This is a genomic window from Thermococcus sp. PK, from assembly GCF_000430485.1.
In the GTDB taxonomy this organism is placed as follows: Archaea; Methanobacteriota_B; Thermococci; order Thermococcales; family Thermococcaceae; genus Thermococcus_A; species Thermococcus_A bergensis.
In genome coordinates, this window is the sequence record NZ_KE387145.1 from 59,952 (window position 1) to 81,621 (window position 21,670).

A 21,670-nucleotide genomic window follows, 5' to 3' on the forward strand; every position below is an offset into this window, starting at 1 on the left:
GTTCTTTTGATGACCAAAACCCAAACTTCTAAAAACATAAAAAAAGAATCAGTGAGGCTGCAACTCAGTTATTGCATCCTTTAGAAGCTCTATTGCTTCTAGTTCCATAAGAAGTGCTCTCCTGATGCTGTAGAGTTTTGGTATTCCGAATTTCATTTTTCTAAGTACCTCTTCTAGAGTGTTGCACCTCCAGGCGTCCAGAATTAAGCTGGTGGCATTATTATGAAGCCCCAACGAAGTTTCTAAAGTTTCGTTATCAACACCCAGCGAAACTGCCCTCTCATATAGCTCATCAAATATGTCATGATACATGAGGAACCGCTCAGTCCATACACGGGCAATTAAAAGATAGGGATTCTCTTGGGGTTCTCTTTCTCTGATAGGGATAAATTCGGATCCGGGTGGTTTTATTGCCATCAACAGTATGCTATCCACATAATCTCCCGCTGACCATCCTGCTGCTATGAGATTACCATTCGGCGCAATATCGATCGAGTGGATAACCTCTGTATGACCTTCATCGTATGCGTAATTCCACTTCACATTCCCCAAGCTATCCAAAACTAGAACCCATGCATCTCCTTCCGGTTTACCGAAGCTTTTAGTGAAGCCCGCAACTGCAATGTCACCGTTGGAGAGAGCCCTTACAGCATAGGCAAAGTCCATTGATTCTCCCCCAAATTGTTTTTCCCATTTTAGAGTTCCGCTACTAGATACTCTGACAATCCAAATATCTTCTAATGCATTTTCACTTTCTCCAGTTTGACCAACGACTATAATGTCTCCATTAGAAGCCGTCGAAACTGCATTGGCAACATCTAAGCTGTTTTTGTTGTAAGTATTTTGCCAGATCAAGTTACCATTCTCATCAAGCCTTAGAACCAAAAAATCCTTGGAATAATAGCTTCCTGATTCCCCCACCACTATAAGATCTCCGTTTGAAGCAATCGAAACTTCGTGAGCCACGTCATCCCCGTTCACATCAAAGGTCTTTTCCCACTTTACCGTGGCATTTTCATTGAGTCTAAGAGCCCATACGTCATTACCAGGGGATTCTCCTCCATCTCCTAGGTACTTCCCGTTTTCTCCACCTTCTGAAGACCCTCCGTATTTACTACCTACAACTATAACGTCTCCATTGGAAGCGATGGCAGCTCCATAGATAACCTCCGAGGACCCCACGTAATATACACTATGCCATTTTTCGTTGCCTTCACTGTCAAATCTGGATATTGTTAGATGACTTGGAGAAAGAAATCCAAATGCATATCCTGCTGCTATAATATCGCCATTCGAAAGAACCTTAACAGCATAACCTATGTGACTGTAATTTAATGTTTGGTTCCACTTAAGAGTGCCATTCTCGTCAGTTTTGAAGATCAAGAACCTCTGGAAAAATGCAGAAAAGTACGTATGTCCCACCACTACTATATCACCATTTGAGGCAACATCAATGCCCCCTACGCCTTCAGAGAGCCAGAAATTATGGGTCTTATGCCAGAGGAGCTCATAATCTGTTGCCGCACTCACTTGTGGTATTCCAAAAAACATCCCAAGTAATAATACCAAAAAGAACGGGACCCCCAATTTTTCCAGCGTTTTCTTCATCTCGAGACCCTCCATCATCTCGACTGACATTATTAACAATACCACCACCAACCTCAAAGAAAAGAGCTGACGGCAGTATGTTAATAATATCATTTATATTTATGGAGTTATTGGTATAAAAACATTTGTTTTTGTCCAAGACAATATTTACAAATTTCTAGTGTGGGCAGTAGAAAAATTCCTCCACCGAGAATAGAAACAGTGTATCTTCAAAATAATAACTTAGAAGTTATACCTTCCAAGAAATTACCAGAAGCAAACTTAAGTTGAAAAGATAGAAGAAGATAATCACCCAGTGGCACCTTTTAAAGCGTCTTTGCACGCACATCTCCTGATCTTTGGAATGTACTCCACAGATTTCATTAAAAGGAGCTTAATTTCCTCGCTTTTTTGCTGCATGAGTTCCACAACTTCCGAATGGGTGAGCTTGGTCTTGCTTATGCCAGCGGCATAGTTGGTCACAATGGCAACACTCGCATAACACATCTCAAGCTCCCTTGCCAAGATTGCCTCAGGAGATTGGGTCATCCCTACCACATCAGCACCGAGGATTTTCAACGCTCTAATCTCCGCCCTTGTTTCAAATCTGGGCCCTTCCATTGCAGCGTAAGTCCCTCTCGGGTGATAGCTGAAGCCTAACTCTTTGGCTGCTCTTATTAAAGCATCTCTAAGCTCTGGACAGTAGGGGTCAGTGAAATCAACATGAGCAACGAACTTCCTTTCATGGGGTGAATCTTCTCCATCATAGAAAGTATAAACCCTGTTTTTTGTAAAATCAATGAGCTGGTCAAGTATAACGAAATCCCCCGGCTTCATGGCTTCGTTTAGGGATCCAACTGCAGAAGTTGCGAGTATCCTCTCGACGCCGAGCTCATGCAACCCCCATATGTTGGCGCGGTAGTTTATCTTGTGCGGTGGAACGCTATGCTTTTCTCCGTGCCTTGCCAAAAACGCAATTTCTTCGCCCTTATACGTCCCAATTTTCACCTTAATGTCCCCATAGGGGGTTTCAACTCTTTTCTCTCTTATGTTTTCCAAGAGCTTTGGATCGTAAACTCCAGAGCCACCTATTATTGCTATCCTTACCACAAGCATCACCGGAAAAAGTTGGAAGAAAAGAATTTAAAGCTAATGTCCCTGCTTGGATTCCCCTTCTGCTGTAAGTTTTAGAATCTTGATCAGTATCTCCGCCAAAAGCCGTGAGTTCCATTTTAAATCTCTAACGTGTTCTACCGTTTCTATGGCCCGATCCAGGTCGTTCTCCTTTAGGTAACCCAAAGCAATTTCTCCAAATGCCAAGGAGCGTAAATAGTCATTCTGCATTCTGTTTGCATATTTTAGGGCATTTTCTTTTTCTCCGACCCTTGTTAAAAATGCCACTACCTTTACCTGCACGCTCTCATCAGGTATTCTCTCCGCAATCCTCTCCACCAGCTCGATGTATTCTCTCGTCGGAGATTTTATTAAAATGTCCAGCAGTTTCTTTGCAGCGATTACTAATTCTTCCCCTCTCAGGAGTTCAAAGAACTTTGAAACATGCTCGGGAGACTCAACAAGCTCTTCCACAATCTCGCTGATGAACCTCTCTCTGTTTTCCTCGATCGTGTTAAAGATGTCCAGGGCATTTGTGATTTCTCCGCTCTTAATGTGATATTTTATTATCTCTGATTTCGCCATTGAGCTCCAGGGTTCTTCAAGCAACTCTTTTGAGACTTTAATTGCCTTAGCAAGCTGACCTTCGGACAGATATCCTTTGATGATTGGAATAAGCATGCTATTTCTCACTTTATCGTCTTTGATTTTCATCGCATAAGAAACAGCTAAATCGTAGAGCTTGAGTTTTAACGCAGCTTCTACCATCTTTTCCAGCGCACTATTCCGTGTTTTAGAAGGCATGCGCTCGACTAGTTCGAGAACCCTGTCAAAAACTCCTATAGCAATGGCTTTGTTTGTTTCCCCCAAATAAGTGGCAATTTGAATAAGCAGAAAAGTAAGTTCAGCAGCATCTTCAATTTCCTCTGCAGTCTCTAGGGCTTTTCTAAAGGCATCTTTGTACTTTTTGTTGCCCATGCGAAAAAGTTCGACTCCGATATTAGCGTATGTAAGTGCCCTAATTTTTGGATCCGCTATTATCCCGACGAGATCAAAAATATCATTAATCACGGCATCTTTCATTGTTCCTCATCATAGAAAATTGGACAAAGAAATATTTAACCGTTTTGACGATTTTTATTTTACAGCCATAAAACAAAAGTCGGAAAGAAATTCGTCAAAAAACGAACTAGCTAAGTTCGTCATAAACTACACTAACAACCTCGCCATCATCTAATGACACGAAGCTAACCTTCATTTTTTTGCCAGTTTTAGGATCCACTACAACAAAATCAGGCTTCTTAAGGTACTCGCTTGAAGGAACGCGCCAGACATCGTCGTAATGAAGTTTTAGTTCTTTCATGAACTTCTTTAAATCCTTTTTAATTATCGTTGACATAGACATCACCACTATATTATACAACTTCAAAGTATAAAAGCCTTTCTAATCGATGCTTGTCAAGGATAGTATCGTCAGATGTCTATATGCACACCATGCTTCCGTGAGGAACCCCCAATTCCCTTGCTACCGGGCGGCACTTCGCCTTCAGAAGATAAAAGACGCGCTTATCGTTAATTTCACTGAGGGTCTCAAAGTTCCCCTGTCCTTTTGCAATAATGACGTCGGCTTTTTCAAAAATCTCCATAAATTCTTCTGAGACCTCTCCAAATGGAACACCCACAATCCTAGAACCCGTTGAAATTATCGTCCCGATTTCATCGAGTTTAGCCGCTTTTAAATCTTCTACTGTGGCATCGTTTATTATCGGAGCTTCCTTTCCGGCAATGTAGATTTTCAGGTGAGGAAAAGCTTCTTGAACCTTTCTCAAGAATAGCCTGTCAAAGTATATCTCCCCGCAGTTGTCGGTAAGGTACAGCAAGACCTTGGCGTTTCCAAGTTTTTCAAAGAGCTCTTCAGAGCGGTCTATGTAGAGGTCTTCTTTAATGAGCCTCATTATATCTTCTTCAATCTTTTCTGGCGAGTATCCAACGGCAAAGTCGATTACGTTGCCTACTATCGCAAGCTTTAACGCCGTTTTAAGGTCAATTTTTATGATTTTCTCAATATCATTTAGAACTCTCTCCGCTAACCTATTGGAGGTCTCTTTGTAGGCTTTAAATGGGTCCTGAACTCTAAGGAACGCATAGAGATCAAAAAATATTTTGCTGGAAACTATAGCGGGTATTGAGTCTTCTTCAAACTTCCCCATAAGTTTTGCGCTGAAAACAGCAGCTTTCTTTCTTTTTGCTAGATCTTCGGTGCTCATTTCAATTATCCTCTGGCACTGATTTGCGATACAGGTAAAACATTCGTAGTGTATCTTCATACCTACCCCCCTCAAGGTTCGCAATAGGTTTAAAAAGCGTTAACCGAACATTTGTTCGGTGATGATCATGGAGGTCATAGACAAGGCAAAATTTGGAAGATTTCATTATATCCTCCTAGCAATTCTCGGAACGGTATGGGCATTTATAGCAGTAAATACTCTCTCTGTAAGCTTTGTAATTCCTTTGTTAAGCAAAGAACCTGCATTTCAGGGTAGCTTAAGCAAGCTCGGAGCCATGGGGTCCGCGGCATTATGGGGGATGCTCTTCGGAGCATGGTTCTTCGGAACAGTTGCCGATTATATAGGAAGGAAAAAAGCCCTAACCATTGCAGTTTCGCTGTTTGGATTGGGAAGCATCGCAAGTAGCTTTGCCAATAGCTTAAATCAGCTCATAGTCCTCAGGTTTATAGTAGGGCTTGGACTGGGAGGAGCTTTACCGGTTGCAAGCTCCTACTTTGCCGAATTCATGCCTGCAAAAGTTAGAGGTGCAATGATATCTATATTAGAAAGTTTCTGGGCGATTGGTACCATAATAGTAGGAATAGTTGCAATCCTCTTAAAAGCCAGCTGGAGAAGCATTCTCCTGTTTGGAGGAAGTGTATTGCTGTTGCTCCCGATAATACTCTGGATTCCGGAGTCCCCGAGGTTTTTGGCCCTTAAAGGAAAAACCGAAGAGGCTAATAGGATTGTAGAGCGGATATTCGGTAGAAAAGCGGAAATCAAGGTGCAAGAGGGTAAGCAAGTAAAGATAACGATAATCGAGCTCTGGACAAAATATGGCAGAATAACGCTAATGCTGTCAATTGCATGGTTCAGCATAGCCTTCGCTTACTACGGCTTCTTCATATGGCTTCCAAAGTTTCTGGCAACAACTTTGAATATAACCGTCTTTAAGAGCTTTCAGTACTTTCTAATAACCGCCACAGCCCAGTTACCGGGATACTGGAGCGCAGCTTATCTTCTCGAAAAAATAGGAAGGAAGAAAACGCTCTCCACTTATTTGTTGCTATCTGGCTTAGCGGGAGTCATGTTCTACCACTATGCAAGCTCAGGAAACGTTAATATGATACTCACAAGCGCGATTCTCTTCAGCTTTTTCAATCTTGGAGCATGGGGAGCTATATACGCCTACACTCCCGAACTTTATCCAACAGAAGTCAGAGGAACGGGAACAGGATGGGCAGGAGCAATGGGAAGAATCGGAGGGGGATTGGCCCCAATATTGGCCGGGAAAATTATGGAAACCTCAACTGCAGGAGCAGCAGTGCTTATAATGGCCGTGATCTCAATTATGGGAGCTTTGGATGTCCTTGTCCTCGGAAAAGAAACTAAAGGAGAGGAACTAGTATAACTGCTCAAGGAATGCAAGCTCCTCAACTATTGGCCTTCTTTTTCTTTTTTCGAGCTCCTTTGTGTAAAGATAATCATAAAGCCACAGTAGTATGTCCATTTCTCTCACCTCCTTTCTTTTTTAAGTTCTCGCTCGAATATTACTAAATTAATTTCCTTTAAAAACATTTTCAGCCCTTTTTTAGCTATGGATGAGCAGTAAAATGCAAAACTCCTTGAAAAGGAGCCAGGTGATCGTTTTCAAAGTTTAATGTACATATGTGAACTATTAAAGCAACTCTCAAAGGATTTCTTTTCCTAAATGAACTCATAAATACATAAATTGTAGAGCTAAGGATTATAAACCTAAGGACAGCTTTTTCATATGGTGGAGAAAAATGGTATTAGACAAGCTCGGTCAGTCACTCAATAACGCCTTAAGAAAGCTTGCGCGTGCAAGTACTGTTGATGAAGCTCTTGTGAGAGAGGTAGTTAGAGACATTCAGAGAGCCCTACTTACGAGTGACGTTAATGTACGTCTGGTTCTCGATCTTACCAAAAAAATTGAGAAGAGAGCCCTGGAAGAAAAGCCGCCGGCTGGAGTTTCTAAAAAGGAGCACATAATTAAGATAGTTTATGAAGAGCTGACAAACTTCCTGGGAAAAGAAGCAAAGCCAATAGAAATAAAAGAAAAGCCGACTGTTCTCCTAACCGTTGGTATTCAAGGATCAGGAAAAACAACAAGCATAGCAAAGCTTGCGAGGTATTTCCAAAAGCATGGATATAAGGTTGGCTTGGTATGTTCAGATACCTGGCGCCCTGGTGCTTATTTCCAGCTAAAGCAGCTGGTGGAGCCTTACGGTATTGAGGTTTTTGGAAATCCCGAAGAAAAAGATGCCGTGAAGCTTGCCAAAGATGGAGTGGAGTACTTCAAAAAGAAGGGCGTTGATATTATCATAGTGGACTCCGCAGGAAGGCACAAGGAAGAGAAAGGACTCATAGAGGAAATGAAGCAGATAAGCGAGGCGATAAAGCCCCACGAGGTTATCCTCGTAATCGATGGAACTATTGGGCAGCAGGCGTATAATCAGGCGCTGGCCTTTAAGGAGGCAACTCCCATAGGCTCGATAATTGTAACAAAGCTCGACGGTTCGGCCAAAGGGGGAGGTGCTCTTTCCGCCGTTGTAGCAACCGGAGCCCCGATAAAGTTCATCGGTGTTGGTGAGAAAATAGACGATCTGGAACCCTTTGACCCGAAACGTTTTGTTTCAAGGCTCTTAGGGTTAGGAGATATCCAAGGATTGCTGGAGAAGTTTGAGGAACTCAGCAAGGAGACCGAATTTAAAGAAGAAGACGTTGAGAAGTTCCTGAAAGGAAAGTTTAACCTCAAAGACATGTATGCCCAATTAGAGGCCATGAGAAAAATGGGGCCGTTGCAGCAGATACTGAAGATGATTCCGGGAATGGGCTACTCTATTCCAGATGAGGTGATTAAGGTAAGCGAGGAAAGGCTGAAAAAATTCAAAGTTATCATGGATTCTATGACAGAAGAAGAGCTCGAAAACCCCGAGATAATAAACTACTCAAGAATCAAGAGGATAGCAAGGGGTTCCGGCACGAGTACAAGAGACGTGAAGGAACTGCTTAACCAGTACAACCAAATGAAAAAATTCTTTAAGGGTATGGACAAAAGAAAATTGGCCAAGATGGCCAAGAGGTTTAACTTCGGGGGGCTAGGTATATGATTGAGGCGTTTATTCTAATCATTGTAAAACCCGGAAATGAAGACCTCGTATATGAGAAGCTGAAGAATATACCCCAAGTGAAGGAGACCTACAAAGTCTATGGGGAATACGACATAATCATAAGAGTCGAAGTTAATGACATTAAAGAGCTGGACAAATTCCACGATGAGGTTCTAAGAAAAATAAATGAGATAGAGATGACTGAAACACTGATAGCAAGCTCCTACGGGAGCTGAGGTGACAAAGCCGTGGAGAAGAGATGGGTTGCAACAATAAATTTAGAAACCCTGCAGGTTGAAAGCGACCCTTCTTTTAAATTTAAGTGCCTCCAGTGTGCCAGTTGCTGCATGAACCTTGAGATACCTCTCAGAGACGAAGATATAACAAGAATAGAAGATTTAGGGTTCAATGCATGGGAGTTCGTAGATTATGAGAAAATGTTCTACAGAGGGGACAAGTTTTTAGGGTATGGTATCAGGAAGAGGCCCTTTGATGATGGCTGCGTTTTTCTGGAAGAGGACGGAAAGTGCAAGATTTACCCAAAACGGCCGTTGGCATGTAAGCTCCACCCATTCATTCTAATCAAACACGGAGCTGTTATCGAAGTATACGTAAAGAAGGATCCATTCTGCAAGGGCGTTGATCACCCAGAAGGGGAGCGTATAGATTTGAATTTTGTAATGAAGTACTTTGGTGAGGTAATATCTGAATATCGGCAGAAAATGGGAATCTTCAACCATCCGAATAGACCAGCAAACCTTGCAATTTAGCTATAAACCGAAACCTATTTATACATTTTCTTGTCAACATTATCTTACCAGCGGGAGGTGAGAGATTGAGCCAGATAGAGGCAGTTAAAGAGAAACTCCGTGTCATCAGGATACTAAGACTCCTAAAAAAGAACTACACGTATGAAGAGCTCTCAAGGATTACCGGGCTTCCAATCACTGTGCTCAATAGATACGTAAGGGGGAAGGTTCTTCCAAGCACCCAGCGTGCCAAAGAGCTAATAAAGGTCCTCTCCCCATACGTAAACCTCGAGGAGGAAGTTAAGAGGAGGATAGTCTTTGATAAGCATGGACTGTTTGACAACTTGAAAATTCTAAGTGATACGGATCTGATGAGCCTTGTTGCAGAGAACGTTGCCTCAAAGTACATGGACATGGACATAGACAAAATACTAACAGCAGCTACAGATGGAATTCCTCTGGCAATCCACATAGGAAACGAGCTGGGAGTTGACGTCGTCTATGCAAAGAAGAAGAAAGAAGTCGGAGTAGAGAAGTTTTACGAAGTAAATTATGTGTCAAGCTCCTCAGGAAGCGTTATGACGCTGTACCTTCCTTCATGGGCCATTAAAAAGGGAGAGAGGGTTCTGATAGTTGACGACGTTGTGAGGAGTGGAGAGACACAGAGAGCCCTCATAGAGATGTGCAAGCAAGCAAATGCAACGCCTGTGGGGATGTTCTTCCTTATAAGTGCCGGCAATTCAATAGACCGGATAAGGGAAGAATACAACATCCCCGTGGATGTTATGGTAAGGCTTTGACCTTTATTATTTATTTGGAGGAGTTAGGATGGAAAATTTAGAAAATGAAGACAGGTTTATGATATACAATGTGGCCGGAAAGAGTATAATGGTGGAGGCACGGCTTGGAGAAGAGTTTCACTTTATCTGCAGTGAGAAGGAATGTGGGGAGAGACTAGAGCTGCACGGTGTTATAAAGATTGTAAACCCTCAAGAATACCGAAAAGTCCTGAAGGAGACACTAAACGAAAACGAGGAGTTTCGGGTCATAGAAACTCTAAATCCAGCCCCCTTGATATTCGAAGGCACAGTGAATGGAAAAGAAGTAAAGTTGCCCGCTGAGACTCTGGAAAGTCTGGCGAAGAGATTCGCAAGGAATTTTTTAGACCTCTAACGTTAAGTCCTCCTTTACTATGTCCATCGCAACATGCGTGTGTGTCTTTTCCACCCCATCTATTCTCAAAAGCTTCTTGACAAACATGTTCATGTCTTCTCTTCCCTTAAATTTTGCAATTACTATTATGTCATATTCCCCTGTGACATCGTAGACACAGACAACGTGGGGATCCTTTGCTATCTCATTTTCAATATCAATTATCCTCCTCCCTTGAGCTTTAACACCGATTACTGCCGTAAGGTCATAGCCAAGTTTAGCGTAATCCAGCTTTGGAGCAAATCCTCTGATAACTCCTTCTTCTTCAAGCTTCTTTATTCTGTTGTACACAGTTCCTACGGCAACCCCCAGTTTTTTCGCTATTTCCCTATAGGATAGCCGAGCATCCTCCTGAAGAATGGAGATTATTTTTCTATCCAGTTCATCTATCATGCTACACACACCAAAAGGGAGTCTGAAACATAACTTAAATACCCTTTGATCGATGTTAAATAGTTTTGTTTAACAAAAGATTTATAAGCCAAAAATGGGCGATAAGAAACGGGAGTGGACCGGTAGCCTAGCCAGGATAGGGCATCGGCCTCCTAAGCCGAGGGTCCGGGGTTCAAATCCCCGCCGGTCCGCCATAAATTTGCTCTGTTCTGGAACTTTCTGATGCTATTATCAAGAACTCCTATTGAAATTACAAAAACTGTTGAAAGTGCTGTTCTCAGAAAAGAGAAAAAGTTATAAGAGCAGTATAGAGTTTGTCTCAGGTGTGATGGCCTTCATCACCCTTCAGTGCCGGGCCTCGACCATCATCGACGTTTATATATCCTTCAGAAACTTAAAGAGTTTTTCGACAAAGTTAAAAACCCACACAGGAATTCTTCTCCGGTGATGCTCATGATCAAAGTGAGGGTAATCGGAAGAAAAATCGAGAGAGAGCTGGAGTATCAGAAGGGAATGAAAGTCAAAGACGTTCTCAAAGCTGTTGGATTCAACACGGAAAGCGCAATAGCGAAGGTAAACGGAAAAGTTGCTTTGGAAGATGATCCGATTAACGACAACGACTACGTCGAAGTAATTCCAGTTGTCTCAGGAGGGTAAAAAAGAAGAAAGGTCATCCAAGCCTTTCTTTCATAAACTTCTCCAGGTTGTCCATGGCTTCTTCTAACACTGGAACCGGAGCTAAGAATATTGAACGGAAGTGCATTTCGCCACCTTCGCCAAAGCCAGAGCCGTGGACAAAGAGCACATGGGCGTTGTGGAGGACGTCAAGGACGAACTCTTTGTCGCTCTTCCATGGACCTTCCTCAATCTTGGGGAATATGTAGAACGCTCCCTGGGGCTTCTGGGTGCTTATTCCGGGCATCTCATTAAGGCGCTTGTAGATGTAGTCTCTTCTCTCTTTCAGCTTTGCCATGTATTCCTCGAGATAATCCATTGGGCCCCTAAGGCCAGCGATTGCCGCTTTTTGGGCCGGAGTGTTTGGACAGAGCCTCAACCTCGCGAGCTTCCCTATGGCTTCCCTAACTTCAGCAAGCTTATTCTCTGGATCCACGAAGTACATATAGCCCAATCTCCATCCCGTCGCAAAGTAAACCTTTGAGAGACCGTTCATGACTATTACGGGCACATCCTTTGTTAACGAGCCCGGAGAAACGTGCTTTCCTTCATAAGTCATAAGGTCGTAAATCTCATCGCTTATTACTGGCAGACCATACTCACCGGCGAGGTCTATTATCTCCTGAAGGGTCTTCTTTCCATAGAGGGCTCCAGTGGGGTTGTTTGGGTTTATAACAACTATTGCTTTCGTTTTTTCGGTTATCTTTTTCCTCATGTCATCTACATCAGGCTGCCAGCCCTCTTCTTCAATTGTTCTGTAAGCCTTGGGGACACCGCCATAGAACTTTACAAGCCCAACGTATGGCGGGTAGCTTGGTCCGGGGATTAATATCTCTTCTCCCCCCTCGATGAGTGCCCCGAAGACAAACTGCAGGGCCTCGGTAACGGCAGCTGTAACCTGGACATCCTCTGGAGTAATGTCCACGCCGTTCTTTTTCTTTTCCCTCTCCACGATAGCTTCCCTGAGCTCTCTTTCTCCCTCACTGTCACTGTAATAGTTGTTACCTTCCATTATTGCTTCGCAATAAGCTTTCTTCATGTGCTCTGGGGGCTGAAAGTCAAACTTCACGGGATCACCGATGTTGAGCTTGATGATTTTTATTCCCTGCTTTTCAAGCTCCCTTGCAGGCAGAACAACGTCCCTAATGGCATACTCAATACTCATCGCTCTTTTTGACGCTTTAACCATAACAACACCTCCGTATAAATCAGAGAAATGTTGTTTTACAAGCATAAAAATTTTTCCTAACATAAGGTTTCACGTTTTGGAGATAGCTTTAAAAGAGAGAAAGCGTAGCTACTTCAGGCGATGACGATTAGCAAGCATGCTGAGAAGTGATGACGTGAACACCCTCCGAGCCCTTTTCTAACCCTAGGCAATATCGGAAATAAAAATTGCAAAATCAAAAGAGCGCCCCGTATTTGTAGAATATCTGGCAGGTTCCTTCATAGGAGACCATACACGGCCCAACCGGGTTTCTTGGGGTACACTTCTTTCCAAAGAGGGGACATTGCGTTGGCAACGCCAGTCCCCTAAGCACTGCCCCGCATATACATCCCTTCTCCAGCTCGGGCAGCTCTGGGGGTTTGACCTTGTAAAAGGTTCTTACTTCATAGTCCTTGTACTCTTCTTTGAGTTCTAAGCCGCTCTTTGGTATTACTCCTAGAGCTCTCCACTTCGCGTCAACTATATCAAAAAGGGACTCTATCGCTTTTTGGGCTTCAACGTTTCCTTCGTACTTTACAACCCTCGTGTACTGGTTTTCTATTTTTACCTCTCCCTTTCTTATCATCCTCAGGAGCATGAATATTCCCATGAGAAAATCAACGGGCTCAAACCCTGCAACCACTTGCGGGACTCCATATTCTTTTGTTATGTACTCCCATCCTTTCACGCCGATTATTGTCGAAACGTGTCCAGGGTCTATAAGCCCATCAAAAACCGTCCCTTGTTTAATTAACGCCTCAACTGCTGGAGGAGTTAAGCGGTGAACTGAGTATATTTTGAAGTTGTCTATTCCCTTCTCGATTGCTTCTCTTAGTATGCCCGCGGCTGGAGCGGTGGTTGTTTCAAACCCCGGAGAGAAGTGAACCACGAGTTTGTCTTTCTCTTTGAGTGCTATCTTATAGGAATCGTAAATCGAATAAACAATTCTGACATCAAACCCCTCGCTCTTCAAGTCGGCAAAGCTTCCCACTGCTGTGGGGATTTTATACATGTCTCCAAAAGTTGTAAGGATTATCTCCTCTCCTTCTTCTCTCGCCTTCCGCATTATCTCCATCATTGCCGCAATGTCTTCTGCGGGGGTTATGCAGACAGGACATCCAGGACCGCTCATGACTTTAACGTTTTCGGGAAGGAGAGACCTTATTCCACTTCGCGTTACTGTGTCTTCATGGGTACCACAGACGTGCATTAGCTTTACTTCTCTGCCTATTTTCTTCGCCTCCCGCCTTATACCCTGGAGAATCTTTTGGGCCAACTCTCTATCCTGAAAAATCGAAAGTTCCATGTTCACTCCTCCATAGCTTTCATGACCTCTTCCCAAGCTTTTAAGCTCTCAAGGGCAGCTTTTTCGTCCAGTTTTTCAATGGCAAATCCCGTGTGAACTATAACATAATCACCAACTTTAACGTCCTTCACAAAGTCTATACGGGCTTCTCTCCTAACTCCGCCAAAATCAACTATTGCAACGTTATCCTTAATTTCAACTACCTTAGCGGGCATTGCTAAACACATTTTCCTCCACCTAATCAAAACTACAGAAGGGAGTTTTTAATTCTTTTTTAAACCATAGGTTGTTCACAAAGTTGTGTATCATAAGAGGCCTATCTCAATCAAAGCCCGTTCTATGTCTTCTAGAGCCTTTTCATCAAGGGGCAAAGCCGGCATCCTCGGATAACCCACTTCAAAGCCGAGCATCCTCATAGCCTCTTTTATCGCACTTATCTGGTTGTATTTCTTGACAACAACTTCATTGAGGTAGTTTATCATGAGCTGGAGCTTTCTTGCCCTTTCATACCTTTTCTCAAGAAATGTGTTGTAAAGCTCAACGCAAAGTCTCGGTGCGACGTTTGCAACCGCAACAACAGCCCCATGTGCCCCCAACATCCACGAAGGATACATAACATCGGCTGTTCCGGCTAGAATATTTATCTTATCTCCTACCCTTCTTACAAGCTCTGCTATTCTTCCTATTGACCCGCTTGAGTCCTTTATCCCAACGATGTTGGAGTGCTCCTCCACAAGCTTCTCGACTACATCCAGATCTATGTTGATTGTGGTAAACTTTGGAACATTGTAGAGCAAGATTGGAGCCTCTACCTCGTAGGCAATTCTGGAATAATGAGCGAAAAGTTCCCTTTTGTCAGGCTTGAAATAATATGGCGGAGCTATCAAGAGAGCATCCACCCCTATATCCCAAGCTTCTTTCGCAAGCCTTATAGTTTCCTTGGTAGAGTTCTCGGCAACGCCGGCTATAACTGGAACTGGAGACTCGTCTCGCACAATCTTAAGAACCCTAAGCTTCTCCTCAAAGCTCAAATAAGGGAACTCTCCATTGCTCCCCAAAGTTACTAAGCCGTTTAAACCAGCATCTGCAAAGTAATGGACGAGATCGCGCAGCATTTCTTCATTTATTTCTTCTTCATCATCAAATGGGGTTATATGGGGGACAAAAACTCCTTCAAACATAGGCATCAATTTAAAAGGGGGCTTTACCTAATTAAACCTTGCGGTGAGAGAAATGAGATGTCTGGTGGTTGGACATTTAACCCACGACACCATAGTAAAAGATGGAAGGAAAACCGAGAGAATCGGCGGCGGGGCATATTATTCATCCCTTGCACTCTCAAAGTTCTGCGAAGTTGTTGTTTTGACTAAAATCGGAAAGGACTTTCCAGTTGAGTGGCTTGAAGAGCTCGAATCTTACGGAATATCAACGATAATAATTCCCTCAGAGAAAAGCACAGCCTATGAACTCCTCTATCTAGACGAAGAGAACAGACAGCTTAAGCTCCTCTCCAAGGCCGATCCCTTCACCCTTGATGAAATCCCCCGAGAAAAGTTTGACATAATACTGTTCAATCCCGTTGCAAATGAGATTCCTCCAAATGCCTTAGAGCTTGTAAAAGCCAATGAAGTTGCCGTGGATATTCAAGGGTTTATTAGAGATTTTAAAAACGGCAGGGTTGGGTTAAAAGAGATAAACGGAGAGTTTTTAAAAAATGCACATGTTATTCATGCAGACGTCAATGAGTTCCAACACGTGAAAAACCTAAACCCGAATGATCTTGAGGTTCTTTTGGTCTCAAACGGTTCCGAAAGTGGAGTAGCTTACCATAAGGGAGAGAAGTACATCTATTACCCCCTCAAAATAGATGCAAAGGAGCCCACAGGAGCTGGAGACGTTTTCCTGGCAAGCTTTGCATATTTCTACAGGGAATGCCCCTTCATTCAAGCCCTAAAGAGGGCGAATGCCTTTACAGCAACATTTTTAGAAAGACGAACAATTGACTTCCCCATTGCTGAAGCCATGGAAAAGACTAAATTCGTAAAGGTAGAAAAATTAAATACCGATGAGGAAACGTCAGCACGCTGAGGGGTGATGATAAGGGACTTGACCGAGGTGATTGTATGGAGCGATACATCCTCCTCCTAAAAGCCCCCAAGGGATACAACATAAATCCAATCAAGGAAGATATAGAAAAGCTCATACAAAGCAAATATCCCGAGGTTAAGGCCGAGCTTCATAGGTGCATAGGCTTAACCGTAGACCTCGTAATACTACACAAAGACGGGATAGTGCTCATAAAGAGGCGCAATGAGCCATATAAGGGCTACTGGGCACTGCCAGGAGGATTTGTAGAGTATGGGGAGAGAGTAGAAGATGCTGCCATAAGGGAAGCAAAGGAGGAAACCGGGCTGGATATCGAGCTTTTAGACCTTATAGGTGTTTACAGCGATCCGAAGAGAGACCCGAGGGGGCATACGGTTACAATAGCGTTCTTAGCCAAAGGAAAGGGAAAGCTGAAAGGAGGAGACGATGCGAGCGAGGCAAGAGCCTTCACTCTTGATGAGGTATTGAAACTAAAGCTTGCCTTTGACCACGAGAGGATTATAGAAGATGCATTCCGTGTTTTTAGGTGATTAGAATGATAGACAAAGTTGGGTTTGGGAGAATAAGCGTGAATGAAAAAGAATACTCTCACGACATCGTTATCTACCCCTCGGGAAAAGTTGAAAGGCGCAAAAAGTGGATTTCAAAAGAAAAACATGGAACAAGCCACAAGCTCGATCCGGGGGAGCTGAAGGAATACTTAAAAGAAGACTTCGAAGTTCTCGTCGTTGGAACGGGTATCTATGGAATGCTTTCACTCCTCCCTGAAAGCAAGAAGCTAATAGAGGGAAAAGAAGTAATCGAAAAGCCCACTCCTGAGGCGGCAAAAGTCTTCAACGAGCTTAAGGAAAAGAAAAAAGCCCTCGGAATATTCCACATCACCTGCTGAGCCTTCCAAGGAGGAATGCCAGAGTTAAAGACGTCACAAGGGCTATCAGTTCGCTTTCAATTACATTAGCGCCTACAAAAATCGGAAGAGCAATGACACCAAAAACTATACCCACGATTATGAACATAAGGACTATATGCGGCCACCTAAGCTCAGGAATGCCTATCTCTTCTCCCTTATACCTGAAAAAATAAAGCATCGTTATGGAAGAGGCTATAAACGGAAGGAAAAGAGCGTAGGGCAATAAAACAAAAGCCGCCGGGTTATAAAAAGCTCCAAGACTAACTAAGGAAAGCCCTAAGAAGGTCGGAATAAGGGCCATTGATACAACTTTTGCAATGACGAAGTCTTTCTTTTTTATGGGAAGGGCCCTGAGAAAATCTAGATTCTTTCCTTCGACTTTGAGAACTGCATCAGCGCCCGGAACGGAAAACAGGCCAATCACAAAGAGCACAGGTAAGAGTTCTTCCACCTCCACTTCCCCCCACTGAAAGACAGACACAAGTGTCGGAAAAATTATGTAGACAGGAAAGAGAAAGGCAACAAGCATCGCCGGTTTTCTAACGAATATTTTAAAATCTTTTAAAACCAGCGCTAAGATTTTGCCCTTTGGCGACGCCCTAAACTTCGAGATTATGCGCCTTTCCGAAACCACAGGGGGTTCGAGGATCTTTTTCCATACTTCTTTGAGGGTTTGATAATACACAAACCCAAAAATACCCAAATATGCAAGAAAAAGCGCCATACTTCTCAGAGGCTCAAAGATAGAAGAGACCGCAAAAGGATAAGCAACAAAGTACTTTTTCACTATCGCGGCAACTTCTCCAGAATGCTCTCTTATGTAGGATTGAAGGTAATTCATCATCATAAACATGCCTATGAAGAGCAGGAACATCACGACCCGGGCAAAGCTCTTCAAAAAATGCCCTCTTCCTGCCCTTTGATGTATCCTGAGAGAGAAAAAGTTAACCAAAAGCAATCCAAGCGCGTGTCCCAAAAATAACCCCAGCAGTAGCCAGAGGAATGAGAGAATCCCCGGTAAAGGGTACTTCAGCATAAGAAAGAGCGCACTTGGGAGGACTGTGGCAAGAGATGGAGAAATTTCAAGAAGCAAAAGACCGCTGAGATATCTGGAGCCCATTTTTATTGGAAGAAGCTTTAAAGGCTCAAATAAGCCCACCGAAAGAATGTAGGAAGTCTGTACTGCGGTAACGTACATCGCGAATACGAATGGTATCAGTGCGAGGGAGACCATGAGAGAGGAAATAACTAACTTTTCATCGGTAAAAGCAAAAGTAGACGCCATCAACAAGCCAAATGGAAGGAAACCAAGTACCTGAACTCCAATGCCCCGTTTAATGTCCATAGCATTTTTAATTGTCTTTTGGAACTGTTTCTCATCATTTGCTATCAGAGGGTTCCTCTTTGCTATCTGATAATGAAGCTCGCGATAAAGAATTCTAAGCATAGAATCACCTACAGCGCACCTTTTAGGGCCTGCAAAATATTTTCCACTTCCCCTTTGCTCTCTGTCAGCTTGAGGAAAATATCTTCCAAGTTTTCTTCATGAGCTTTCTCTTTTAACTCCTCCATTGTACCCTCCACAATAAGCTCTCCCCGGTAGATAAGCCCAATCCTGTCACATATCATCTCTGCCAGAGGCAGCACGTGAGTGGAAAATACTATGCTTCTCCCCTCTTCCCTGAATTCGAGCAAAAGCTCCCTTAATATCCGGGCACTTTTAGGATCAAGGCCGTTCATGGCCTCATCAAGAACAAGAACTTGTGGGTCGTGGAGTAGGGCAGAGATAAGGGAAATCTTCTGCTGCGTACCAAAGCTTAACGTCCCAATAAACTGATGGAGGTACTCCCCGATTCCAAAGGCCTTGACGAGATAGTTAACCCTCTCTTCCAGCTTTTCTTTGGCAATACCCCTAACACCCCCAACAAAGTTAAAGAACTCTTCTGGTGTTAAGCTTTCATACAGAACAGGGGTTTCGGGTACAAACCCTACAACTTCTTTCACCTTTGTGGGGTCTCTTAAAGGGTCAATGCCCTCTATAGTTACACTTCCAGAAGTCGGTTTGAGTATACCAACCAGAATCTTCATTGTAGTCGATTTTCCACTTCCATTAGGACCCAGAAGTCCATAAATCTCACCATCATTAACCCTAAAGCTTATCCCGTTGAGCACTGTTTTCTCGCCAAACTTCTTAGTGAGATTTTTCACCACGATCATGGAACTGCCTCGATTAATTGAGAACCCCTGCTCTAATAAACCTTTTGAGAGAGATTTATAACCATGAAATGCAAAAATGATAACATGAAAATCTTACTCGTCACGGGAATCCTTGCGGAGCCTCTGGTTAGGAAGTATGGAAAAGGGTGCGATGTGGTCGTATGTCCGGTTAGTGTGGCTGCTTTTCTAACGCCGAAAATGATTGTAAACTGCTTAAAAAAAGCCCACATAAAGGATTACGATCTCATACTAATCCCCGGACTCGTGAAAGGGTCGGCACAGGAGATAGAAGATGCCATTGGAATTCCGACGTTTAAAGGTCCAAGAAATGCCTATGACTTACCTCAAGTCCTTCAAGCACTCAAAAATGGGTTCAAGTTGAGCAAAGAAATTCCCGCTGATGACCTATTTGAGATAGATGCCCTCAAGAAAGTCGAGGACATTAAAAACAAGGCAAAAAACAAAAAATACATTGAAAAAGCCCTCAAGAGGCCTTATAACTTCCTTATAGGAAATCTGCCCGTCGGACTTGACTTTCCGCAGAGAATAATAGCCGAAATCGTAGATGCCCCAAAGCTCAGCTTTGAAGAGCTTTTCAATAAGGCTGTCTACTATATTAAGAGCGGAGCCGATATAGTTGATATAGGAATGGTCAGCGGAGAAGAAAACCTCGACTTCATCGAGAGCATTCCAGAGCTTAGAGAAGCCCTAAAAAACTCCGGTTATACGGTTCCGATAAGCTTCGATTCCCTAAACCCAAGAGAACTTGAAAAAGCCCTCGACTTCGCGGACTTATTTTTAAGCGTTGATGAAAGCAACCTAGAAGCTATGGTGACTGAAAAGCCCGTCGTTTTGATCCCGACAAATCAGAAAAAAGGCTATTTCCCAACCAATCCCCGAGAGAGAGTTGAATTCTTAGAGCAGCTCAAAGAAAAAGCGCTTTCCCTAGGGTATAAGAGGGTTATTCCGGATTTGATTCTTGAGCATGTTCCTCACTTAGCCCGCTCCATCTCAGCCTTCCAGCTCTACAGAGAAAGGCACGAGAAAGATGTTCTCTTAGCTGGGGTCGGAAACGTTGTGGAGATGATAGACGCAGACAGCGTAGGGATTAACGCCCTATTGGCAGGAGTTGCGAAGGAACTGAACATTTCACTCCTCCTCACTACAGAGGTGAGTCCTAAGTGCAGAGGAAGCGTCAAGGAGCTAAGAATGGCTTTGGACATGATGATCTTTGAGGTTCCCAAAGACCTTGGCTTTGACCTATTACTCTTAAAGGAAAAAAGAAGCAAGGGAGTTACCTATACCGTGAAATCCCCAATCGTAAATGCCGAGGAAAAAGGCGTGAAGCTTGAGGATATCTACTTCAGGATTTTCCTCAAGGACGATAAGATATGGGCGATAGCCCACAAGGGCACTAAACAGCTCCTAACAGTGGTTGGAGAAGAACCAAACGCAATAATTGACACAATCTTAGAACATTTCGAAATTTCACCCAGACACGCTTTTTATCTCGGAAGAGAGCTAGAAAGGGCAAAAACTGCCCTCAAACTGAGGCGAAGCTACCTGCAAGAGGACGAGCTCTTCAAGGATTTCTACTGAGGAAAAAGCATTAAAATAGAATTGCCAGAATTCAGAGACGAGGGTGATGAAAGCCTATCCCGAGCCCGCGGCTATGAGGAGTACAGCCAGGGCTGATTAGGGATTTTCAAAGAGTGGAACTCTTGGCTTCTTAAATTTCTCTTCCAGCTCCGCCCGTTTTGCCCTAACTTCCTCCAAAAGCTCACCTATTTTTTCGTCTTCGTACTTTCTTGAGAGACTTACGAGAATCCCCTCAATAAATCCCAGTATGGCGATGTTTATGAAGTCTTCCCCTTTTTTGCTCGAGAGCTCCTTCTGAAGGGATACAAATGAATCCACTGCCCTAACAAGATGTTCCTCTCCGAGCTCCCTGCATAACGCCTTAACCTTCTCAACTTCCTCCATAGGAATCACCTCAGATTCAGCTTAAAGAACCTAACAGCGTTTTTATGAGTTATTCTCTCTACCTCCTCAACCGGCATGTCCTTTATTTTAGCTATTTCCTCAATGGCGAACTTCACATAATACGGTTTATTTCTTTCGCCCTTGAAAGGACTCATGTAGGGGGCATCGGTCTCAACGAGAATGTTCTCAACGTCCAAAGCCTTTACGACCTCCCTCACTTCAGGAATGAAAGCCACTCCGGTGCTTATACCTATGAAATGCCCGTTCTCAGCGATCTCTTTAGCTGTTTCAACATCTCCGGTATAGGAGTGGAAGTAGCCATGGAGACCTCTCCTCTGAACTGCCTCATAAACTTCTCTTTCAGCATCCCTCGCGTGAAGAACAACCGGTTTGCCAAGCTCGGTAGCAAGCTCAAGGAAATGGCTGAATATTTCACGCTGGTTCTTTCGCTCTTCTTCTGTTTCGGCATAGTGGTAGTCAAGCCCAATCTCACCAACGGCAACGATTTCATCCCCATGCTCCATTATAAACCCCTCAACCCTCCTGACCTTCTCCCAGTTGCCCCTTCTCGCTTCGTTTGGGGCAAAGCCCAGAGTTGGGAATATGAAGCCAAAATACGGCTTTAGGAGCTCCCAGCTTTTCCATACATGGAATTTCCGGTACTCGGTTATGGAATCCACTATAGCGTCAAGGTGTTTTTGGCTTTCTTCAACGATTGCAGGGATTTCCTTCTTGAACATCTCCACATGAGCATGAGCGTCTATCATTTCGGCACCCCCTTTATTTGAGCTTCATCCTCAAGCTCCTAAGC

The 21,670-nt window shown here is 43.5% G+C and carries 25 protein-coding genes and 1 tRNA gene; 12 read left to right on the top strand and 14 right to left on the bottom strand.

Going from position 1 to position 21,670, the window contains the following annotated elements; translation table 11 throughout:
* Positions 1 to 48 precede the first annotated feature (48 nt).
* The 5 genes from THEPK_RS12365 to THEPK_RS00365 form a co-directional block, all read right to left on the bottom strand.
* The gene (locus THEPK_RS12365; RefSeq protein WP_156882082.1) at positions 49 to 1,701 is read right to left on the bottom strand and encodes an outer membrane protein assembly factor BamB family protein; all 1,653 of its coding nucleotides are present in this window, start codon (positions 1,699 to 1,701) and stop codon (positions 49 to 51) included.
* Positions 1,702 to 1,896: 195 nt separating this feature from the next.
* On the bottom strand, positions 1,897 to 2,697 hold the full coding sequence (mtnP, locus tag THEPK_RS00350) for an S-methyl-5'-thioadenosine phosphorylase (RefSeq protein ID WP_042696899.1): 801 nt from the start codon (positions 2,695 to 2,697) through the stop codon (positions 1,897 to 1,899).
* Positions 2,698 to 2,736: 39 nt separating this feature from the next.
* Positions 2,737 to 3,783: a tetratricopeptide repeat protein gene (locus THEPK_RS00355; RefSeq protein WP_042696902.1), complete on the bottom strand. Its 1,047-nt coding sequence runs from the start codon at positions 3,781 to 3,783 to the stop codon at positions 2,737 to 2,739.
* 106 nt (positions 3,784 to 3,889) lie between these two features.
* Entirely contained in the window at positions 3,890 to 4,099 is a 210-nt protein-coding gene (locus THEPK_RS00360; RefSeq protein WP_042696904.1) for a hypothetical protein, read from the bottom strand.
* 82 nt (positions 4,100 to 4,181) lie between these two features.
* On the bottom strand, positions 4,182 to 5,027 hold the full coding sequence (locus THEPK_RS00365) for a damage-control phosphatase (protein WP_042696907.1): 846 nt from the start codon (positions 5,025 to 5,027) through the stop codon (positions 4,182 to 4,184).
* A gap of 67 nt (positions 5,028 to 5,094) precedes the next feature.
* Between THEPK_RS00365 and THEPK_RS00370 the strand changes: the two genes are divergently transcribed.
* The 6 genes from THEPK_RS00370 (at position 5,095) to THEPK_RS00395 (ending at position 10,023) form a co-directional block, all read left to right on the top strand.
* Positions 5,095 to 6,378 (top strand): MFS transporter, encoded by a 1,284-nt coding sequence (locus THEPK_RS00370; RefSeq protein WP_042696909.1) that lies wholly within the window; start codon positions 5,095 to 5,097, stop codon positions 6,376 to 6,378.
* A 376-nt stretch (positions 6,379 to 6,754) separates the two neighbouring features.
* Positions 6,755 to 8,101: a signal recognition particle protein Srp54 gene (locus THEPK_RS00375; protein ID WP_042696912.1), complete on the top strand. Its 1,347-nt coding sequence runs from the start codon at positions 6,755 to 6,757 to the stop codon at positions 8,099 to 8,101.
* Positions 8,098 to 8,337, top strand: a complete 240-nt coding sequence (locus tag THEPK_RS00380; RefSeq protein WP_042696915.1) for an Lrp/AsnC family transcriptional regulator — start codon at positions 8,098 to 8,100, stop codon at positions 8,335 to 8,337. The genes THEPK_RS00375 and THEPK_RS00380 overlap by 4 nt, the downstream gene beginning before the upstream one ends.
* A gap of 12 nt (positions 8,338 to 8,349) precedes the next feature.
* Entirely contained in the window at positions 8,350 to 8,871 is a 522-nt protein-coding gene (locus THEPK_RS00385) for a YkgJ family cysteine cluster protein (RefSeq protein WP_042696918.1), read from the top strand.
* A gap of 65 nt (positions 8,872 to 8,936) precedes the next feature.
* A complete protein-coding gene (locus tag THEPK_RS00390) occupies positions 8,937 to 9,650 on the top strand; it encodes a phosphoribosyltransferase family protein (protein WP_042696920.1) in 714 nt (237 codons plus the stop codon).
* A gap of 28 nt (positions 9,651 to 9,678) precedes the next feature.
* Positions 9,679 to 10,023, top strand: coding sequence for a hypothetical protein (locus tag THEPK_RS00395; RefSeq protein ID WP_042696923.1), 345 nt, complete (start codon positions 9,679 to 9,681; stop codon positions 10,021 to 10,023).
* Here the strand turns inward: THEPK_RS00395 and THEPK_RS00400 are convergent.
* Positions 10,012 to 10,455 carry an Lrp/AsnC family transcriptional regulator gene (locus tag THEPK_RS00400; protein ID WP_042696926.1) on the bottom strand — a complete coding sequence of 148 codons (444 nt, stop codon included), beginning with the start codon at positions 10,453 to 10,455 and terminating at the stop codon, positions 10,012 to 10,014. The two genes, THEPK_RS00395 and THEPK_RS00400, sit on opposite strands and share 12 nt — an antisense overlap.
* Before the next feature lie 116 nt (positions 10,456 to 10,571).
* Here THEPK_RS00400 and THEPK_RS00405 point away from each other — a divergent pair.
* Positions 10,572 to 10,649, top strand: a tRNA-Arg gene (locus THEPK_RS00405).
* 259 nt (positions 10,650 to 10,908) lie between these two features.
* Entirely contained in the window at positions 10,909 to 11,112 is a 204-nt protein-coding gene (locus THEPK_RS00410; RefSeq protein WP_042696928.1) for a MoaD/ThiS family protein, read from the top strand.
* 13 nt (positions 11,113 to 11,125) lie between these two features.
* Here THEPK_RS00410 and THEPK_RS00415 read toward each other — a convergent pair whose 3' ends face one another.
* From THEPK_RS00415 to dapA, 4 genes are all read right to left on the bottom strand, one after another.
* A complete protein-coding gene (locus tag THEPK_RS00415) occupies positions 11,126 to 12,319 on the bottom strand; it encodes a pyridoxal phosphate-dependent aminotransferase (RefSeq protein ID WP_042696931.1) in 1,194 nt (397 codons plus the stop codon).
* A gap of 214 nt (positions 12,320 to 12,533) precedes the next feature.
* Positions 12,534 to 13,643, bottom strand: coding sequence for a hydrogenase formation protein HypD (hypD, locus tag THEPK_RS00420; RefSeq protein WP_042696934.1), 1,110 nt, complete (start codon positions 13,641 to 13,643; stop codon positions 12,534 to 12,536).
* Between the two features lie 2 nt (positions 13,644 to 13,645).
* On the bottom strand, positions 13,646 to 13,870 hold the full coding sequence (locus THEPK_RS00425; protein WP_042696936.1) for a HypC/HybG/HupF family hydrogenase formation chaperone: 225 nt from the start codon (positions 13,868 to 13,870) through the stop codon (positions 13,646 to 13,648).
* A 78-nt stretch (positions 13,871 to 13,948) separates the two neighbouring features.
* Positions 13,949 to 14,830: a 4-hydroxy-tetrahydrodipicolinate synthase gene (gene dapA / locus THEPK_RS00430; RefSeq protein ID WP_232194495.1), complete on the bottom strand. Its 882-nt coding sequence runs from the start codon at positions 14,828 to 14,830 to the stop codon at positions 13,949 to 13,951.
* Positions 14,831 to 14,876: 46 nt separating this feature from the next.
* On the opposite strand from dapA, the gene THEPK_RS00435 reads away from it, so the two are divergent.
* Genes THEPK_RS00435 through THEPK_RS00445 form a run of 3 tightly spaced genes read left to right on the top strand, consistent with a single transcriptional unit; the run spans position 14,877 to position 16,638 of the window.
* On the top strand, positions 14,877 to 15,731 hold the full coding sequence (locus THEPK_RS00435) for a PfkB family carbohydrate kinase (protein ID WP_042696942.1): 855 nt from the start codon (positions 14,877 to 14,879) through the stop codon (positions 15,729 to 15,731).
* A 35-nt stretch (positions 15,732 to 15,766) separates the two neighbouring features.
* On the top strand, positions 15,767 to 16,279 hold the full coding sequence (locus tag THEPK_RS00440) for an NUDIX domain-containing protein (RefSeq protein WP_042696945.1): 513 nt from the start codon (positions 15,767 to 15,769) through the stop codon (positions 16,277 to 16,279).
* Positions 16,280 to 16,284: 5 nt separating this feature from the next.
* Positions 16,285 to 16,638 carry an Mth938-like domain-containing protein gene (locus THEPK_RS00445; protein ID WP_042696948.1) on the top strand — a complete coding sequence of 118 codons (354 nt, stop codon included), beginning with the start codon at positions 16,285 to 16,287 and terminating at the stop codon, positions 16,636 to 16,638.
* On the opposite strand, the gene THEPK_RS00450 is transcribed toward THEPK_RS00445, so the two are convergent.
* Entirely contained in the window at positions 16,628 to 18,106 is a 1,479-nt protein-coding gene (locus tag THEPK_RS00450) for a hypothetical protein (RefSeq protein WP_042696950.1), read from the bottom strand. The genes THEPK_RS00445 and THEPK_RS00450 overlap by 11 nt on opposite strands.
* 8 nt (positions 18,107 to 18,114) lie before the next feature.
* A complete protein-coding gene (locus tag THEPK_RS00455; protein WP_042696952.1) occupies positions 18,115 to 18,876 on the bottom strand; it encodes an ABC transporter ATP-binding protein in 762 nt (253 codons plus the stop codon).
* A gap of 84 nt (positions 18,877 to 18,960) precedes the next feature.
* On the opposite strand from THEPK_RS00455, the gene THEPK_RS00460 reads away from it, so the two are divergent.
* A complete protein-coding gene (locus THEPK_RS00460) occupies positions 18,961 to 20,475 on the top strand; it encodes a dihydropteroate synthase-like protein (protein WP_042697307.1) in 1,515 nt (504 codons plus the stop codon).
* 96 nt (positions 20,476 to 20,571) lie between these two features.
* Here THEPK_RS00460 and THEPK_RS00465 read toward each other — a convergent pair whose 3' ends face one another.
* Together THEPK_RS00465 and THEPK_RS00470 are read right to left on the bottom strand one after the other, a co-directional pair.
* Positions 20,572 to 20,859, bottom strand: coding sequence for a DUF3216 domain-containing protein (locus THEPK_RS00465; RefSeq protein WP_042696955.1), 288 nt, complete (start codon positions 20,857 to 20,859; stop codon positions 20,572 to 20,574).
* A 5-nt stretch (positions 20,860 to 20,864) separates the two neighbouring features.
* Positions 20,865 to 21,626, bottom strand: a complete 762-nt coding sequence (locus THEPK_RS00470; RefSeq protein WP_042696958.1) for a YchF/TatD family DNA exonuclease — start codon at positions 21,624 to 21,626, stop codon at positions 20,865 to 20,867.
* Between the last annotated feature and the right edge of the window lie 44 nt (positions 21,627 to 21,670).

Bases quoted from the DNA above. Each gene is read 5' to 3' on its own strand.
- THEPK_RS12365 (WP_156882082.1), bottom strand. From the start codon at position 1,701: ATGATATTATTAACATACTGCCGTCAGCTCTTTTCTTTGAGGTTGGTG.
- THEPK_RS00425 (WP_042696936.1), bottom strand. From the start codon at position 13,870: ATGTGTTTAGCAATGCCCGCTAAGGTAGTTGAAATTAAGGATAACGTT.
- THEPK_RS00395 (WP_042696923.1), top strand. From the start codon at position 9,679: ATGGAAAATTTAGAAAATGAAGACAGGTTTATGATATACAATGTGGCC.
- THEPK_RS00365 (WP_042696907.1), bottom strand. From the start codon at position 5,027: ATGAAGATACACTACGAATGTTTTACCTGTATCGCAAATCAGTGCCAG.
- dapA (WP_232194495.1), bottom strand. From the start codon at position 14,830: ATGCCTATGTTTGAAGGAGTTTTTGTCCCCCATATAACCCCATTTGAT.
- THEPK_RS00450 (WP_042696950.1), bottom strand. From the start codon at position 18,106: ATGCTTAGAATTCTTTATCGCGAGCTTCATTATCAGATAGCAAAGAGG.
- THEPK_RS00415 (WP_042696931.1), bottom strand. From the start codon at position 12,319: ATGGTTAAAGCGTCAAAAAGAGCGATGAGTATTGAGTATGCCATTAGG.
- THEPK_RS00435 (WP_042696942.1), top strand. From the start codon at position 14,877: ATGAGATGTCTGGTGGTTGGACATTTAACCCACGACACCATAGTAAAA.
- THEPK_RS00465 (WP_042696955.1), bottom strand. From the start codon at position 20,859: ATGGAGGAAGTTGAGAAGGTTAAGGCGTTATGCAGGGAGCTCGGAGAG.
- THEPK_RS00455 (WP_042696952.1), bottom strand. From the start codon at position 18,876: ATGATCGTGGTGAAAAATCTCACTAAGAAGTTTGGCGAGAAAACAGTG.
- THEPK_RS00440 (WP_042696945.1), top strand. From the start codon at position 15,767: ATGGAGCGATACATCCTCCTCCTAAAAGCCCCCAAGGGATACAACATA.
- THEPK_RS00360 (WP_042696904.1), bottom strand. From the start codon at position 4,099: ATGTCAACGATAATTAAAAAGGATTTAAAGAAGTTCATGAAAGAACTA.
- THEPK_RS00445 (WP_042696948.1), top strand. From the start codon at position 16,285: ATGATAGACAAAGTTGGGTTTGGGAGAATAAGCGTGAATGAAAAAGAA.
- THEPK_RS00460 (WP_042697307.1), top strand. From the start codon at position 18,961: ATGAAAATCTTACTCGTCACGGGAATCCTTGCGGAGCCTCTGGTTAGG.
- THEPK_RS00470 (WP_042696958.1), bottom strand. From the start codon at position 21,626: ATGATAGACGCTCATGCTCATGTGGAGATGTTCAAGAAGGAAATCCCT.
- THEPK_RS00355 (WP_042696902.1), bottom strand. From the start codon at position 3,783: ATGAAAGATGCCGTGATTAATGATATTTTTGATCTCGTCGGGATAATA.
- THEPK_RS00410 (WP_042696928.1), top strand. From the start codon at position 10,909: ATGATCAAAGTGAGGGTAATCGGAAGAAAAATCGAGAGAGAGCTGGAG.
- THEPK_RS00375 (WP_042696912.1), top strand. From the start codon at position 6,755: ATGGTATTAGACAAGCTCGGTCAGTCACTCAATAACGCCTTAAGAAAG.
- THEPK_RS00380 (WP_042696915.1), top strand. From the start codon at position 8,098: ATGATTGAGGCGTTTATTCTAATCATTGTAAAACCCGGAAATGAAGAC.
- THEPK_RS00370 (WP_042696909.1), top strand. From the start codon at position 5,095: ATGGAGGTCATAGACAAGGCAAAATTTGGAAGATTTCATTATATCCTC.
- hypD (WP_042696934.1), bottom strand. From the start codon at position 13,643: ATGGAACTTTCGATTTTTCAGGATAGAGAGTTGGCCCAAAAGATTCTC.
- THEPK_RS00400 (WP_042696926.1), bottom strand. From the start codon at position 10,455: ATGATAGATGAACTGGATAGAAAAATAATCTCCATTCTTCAGGAGGAT.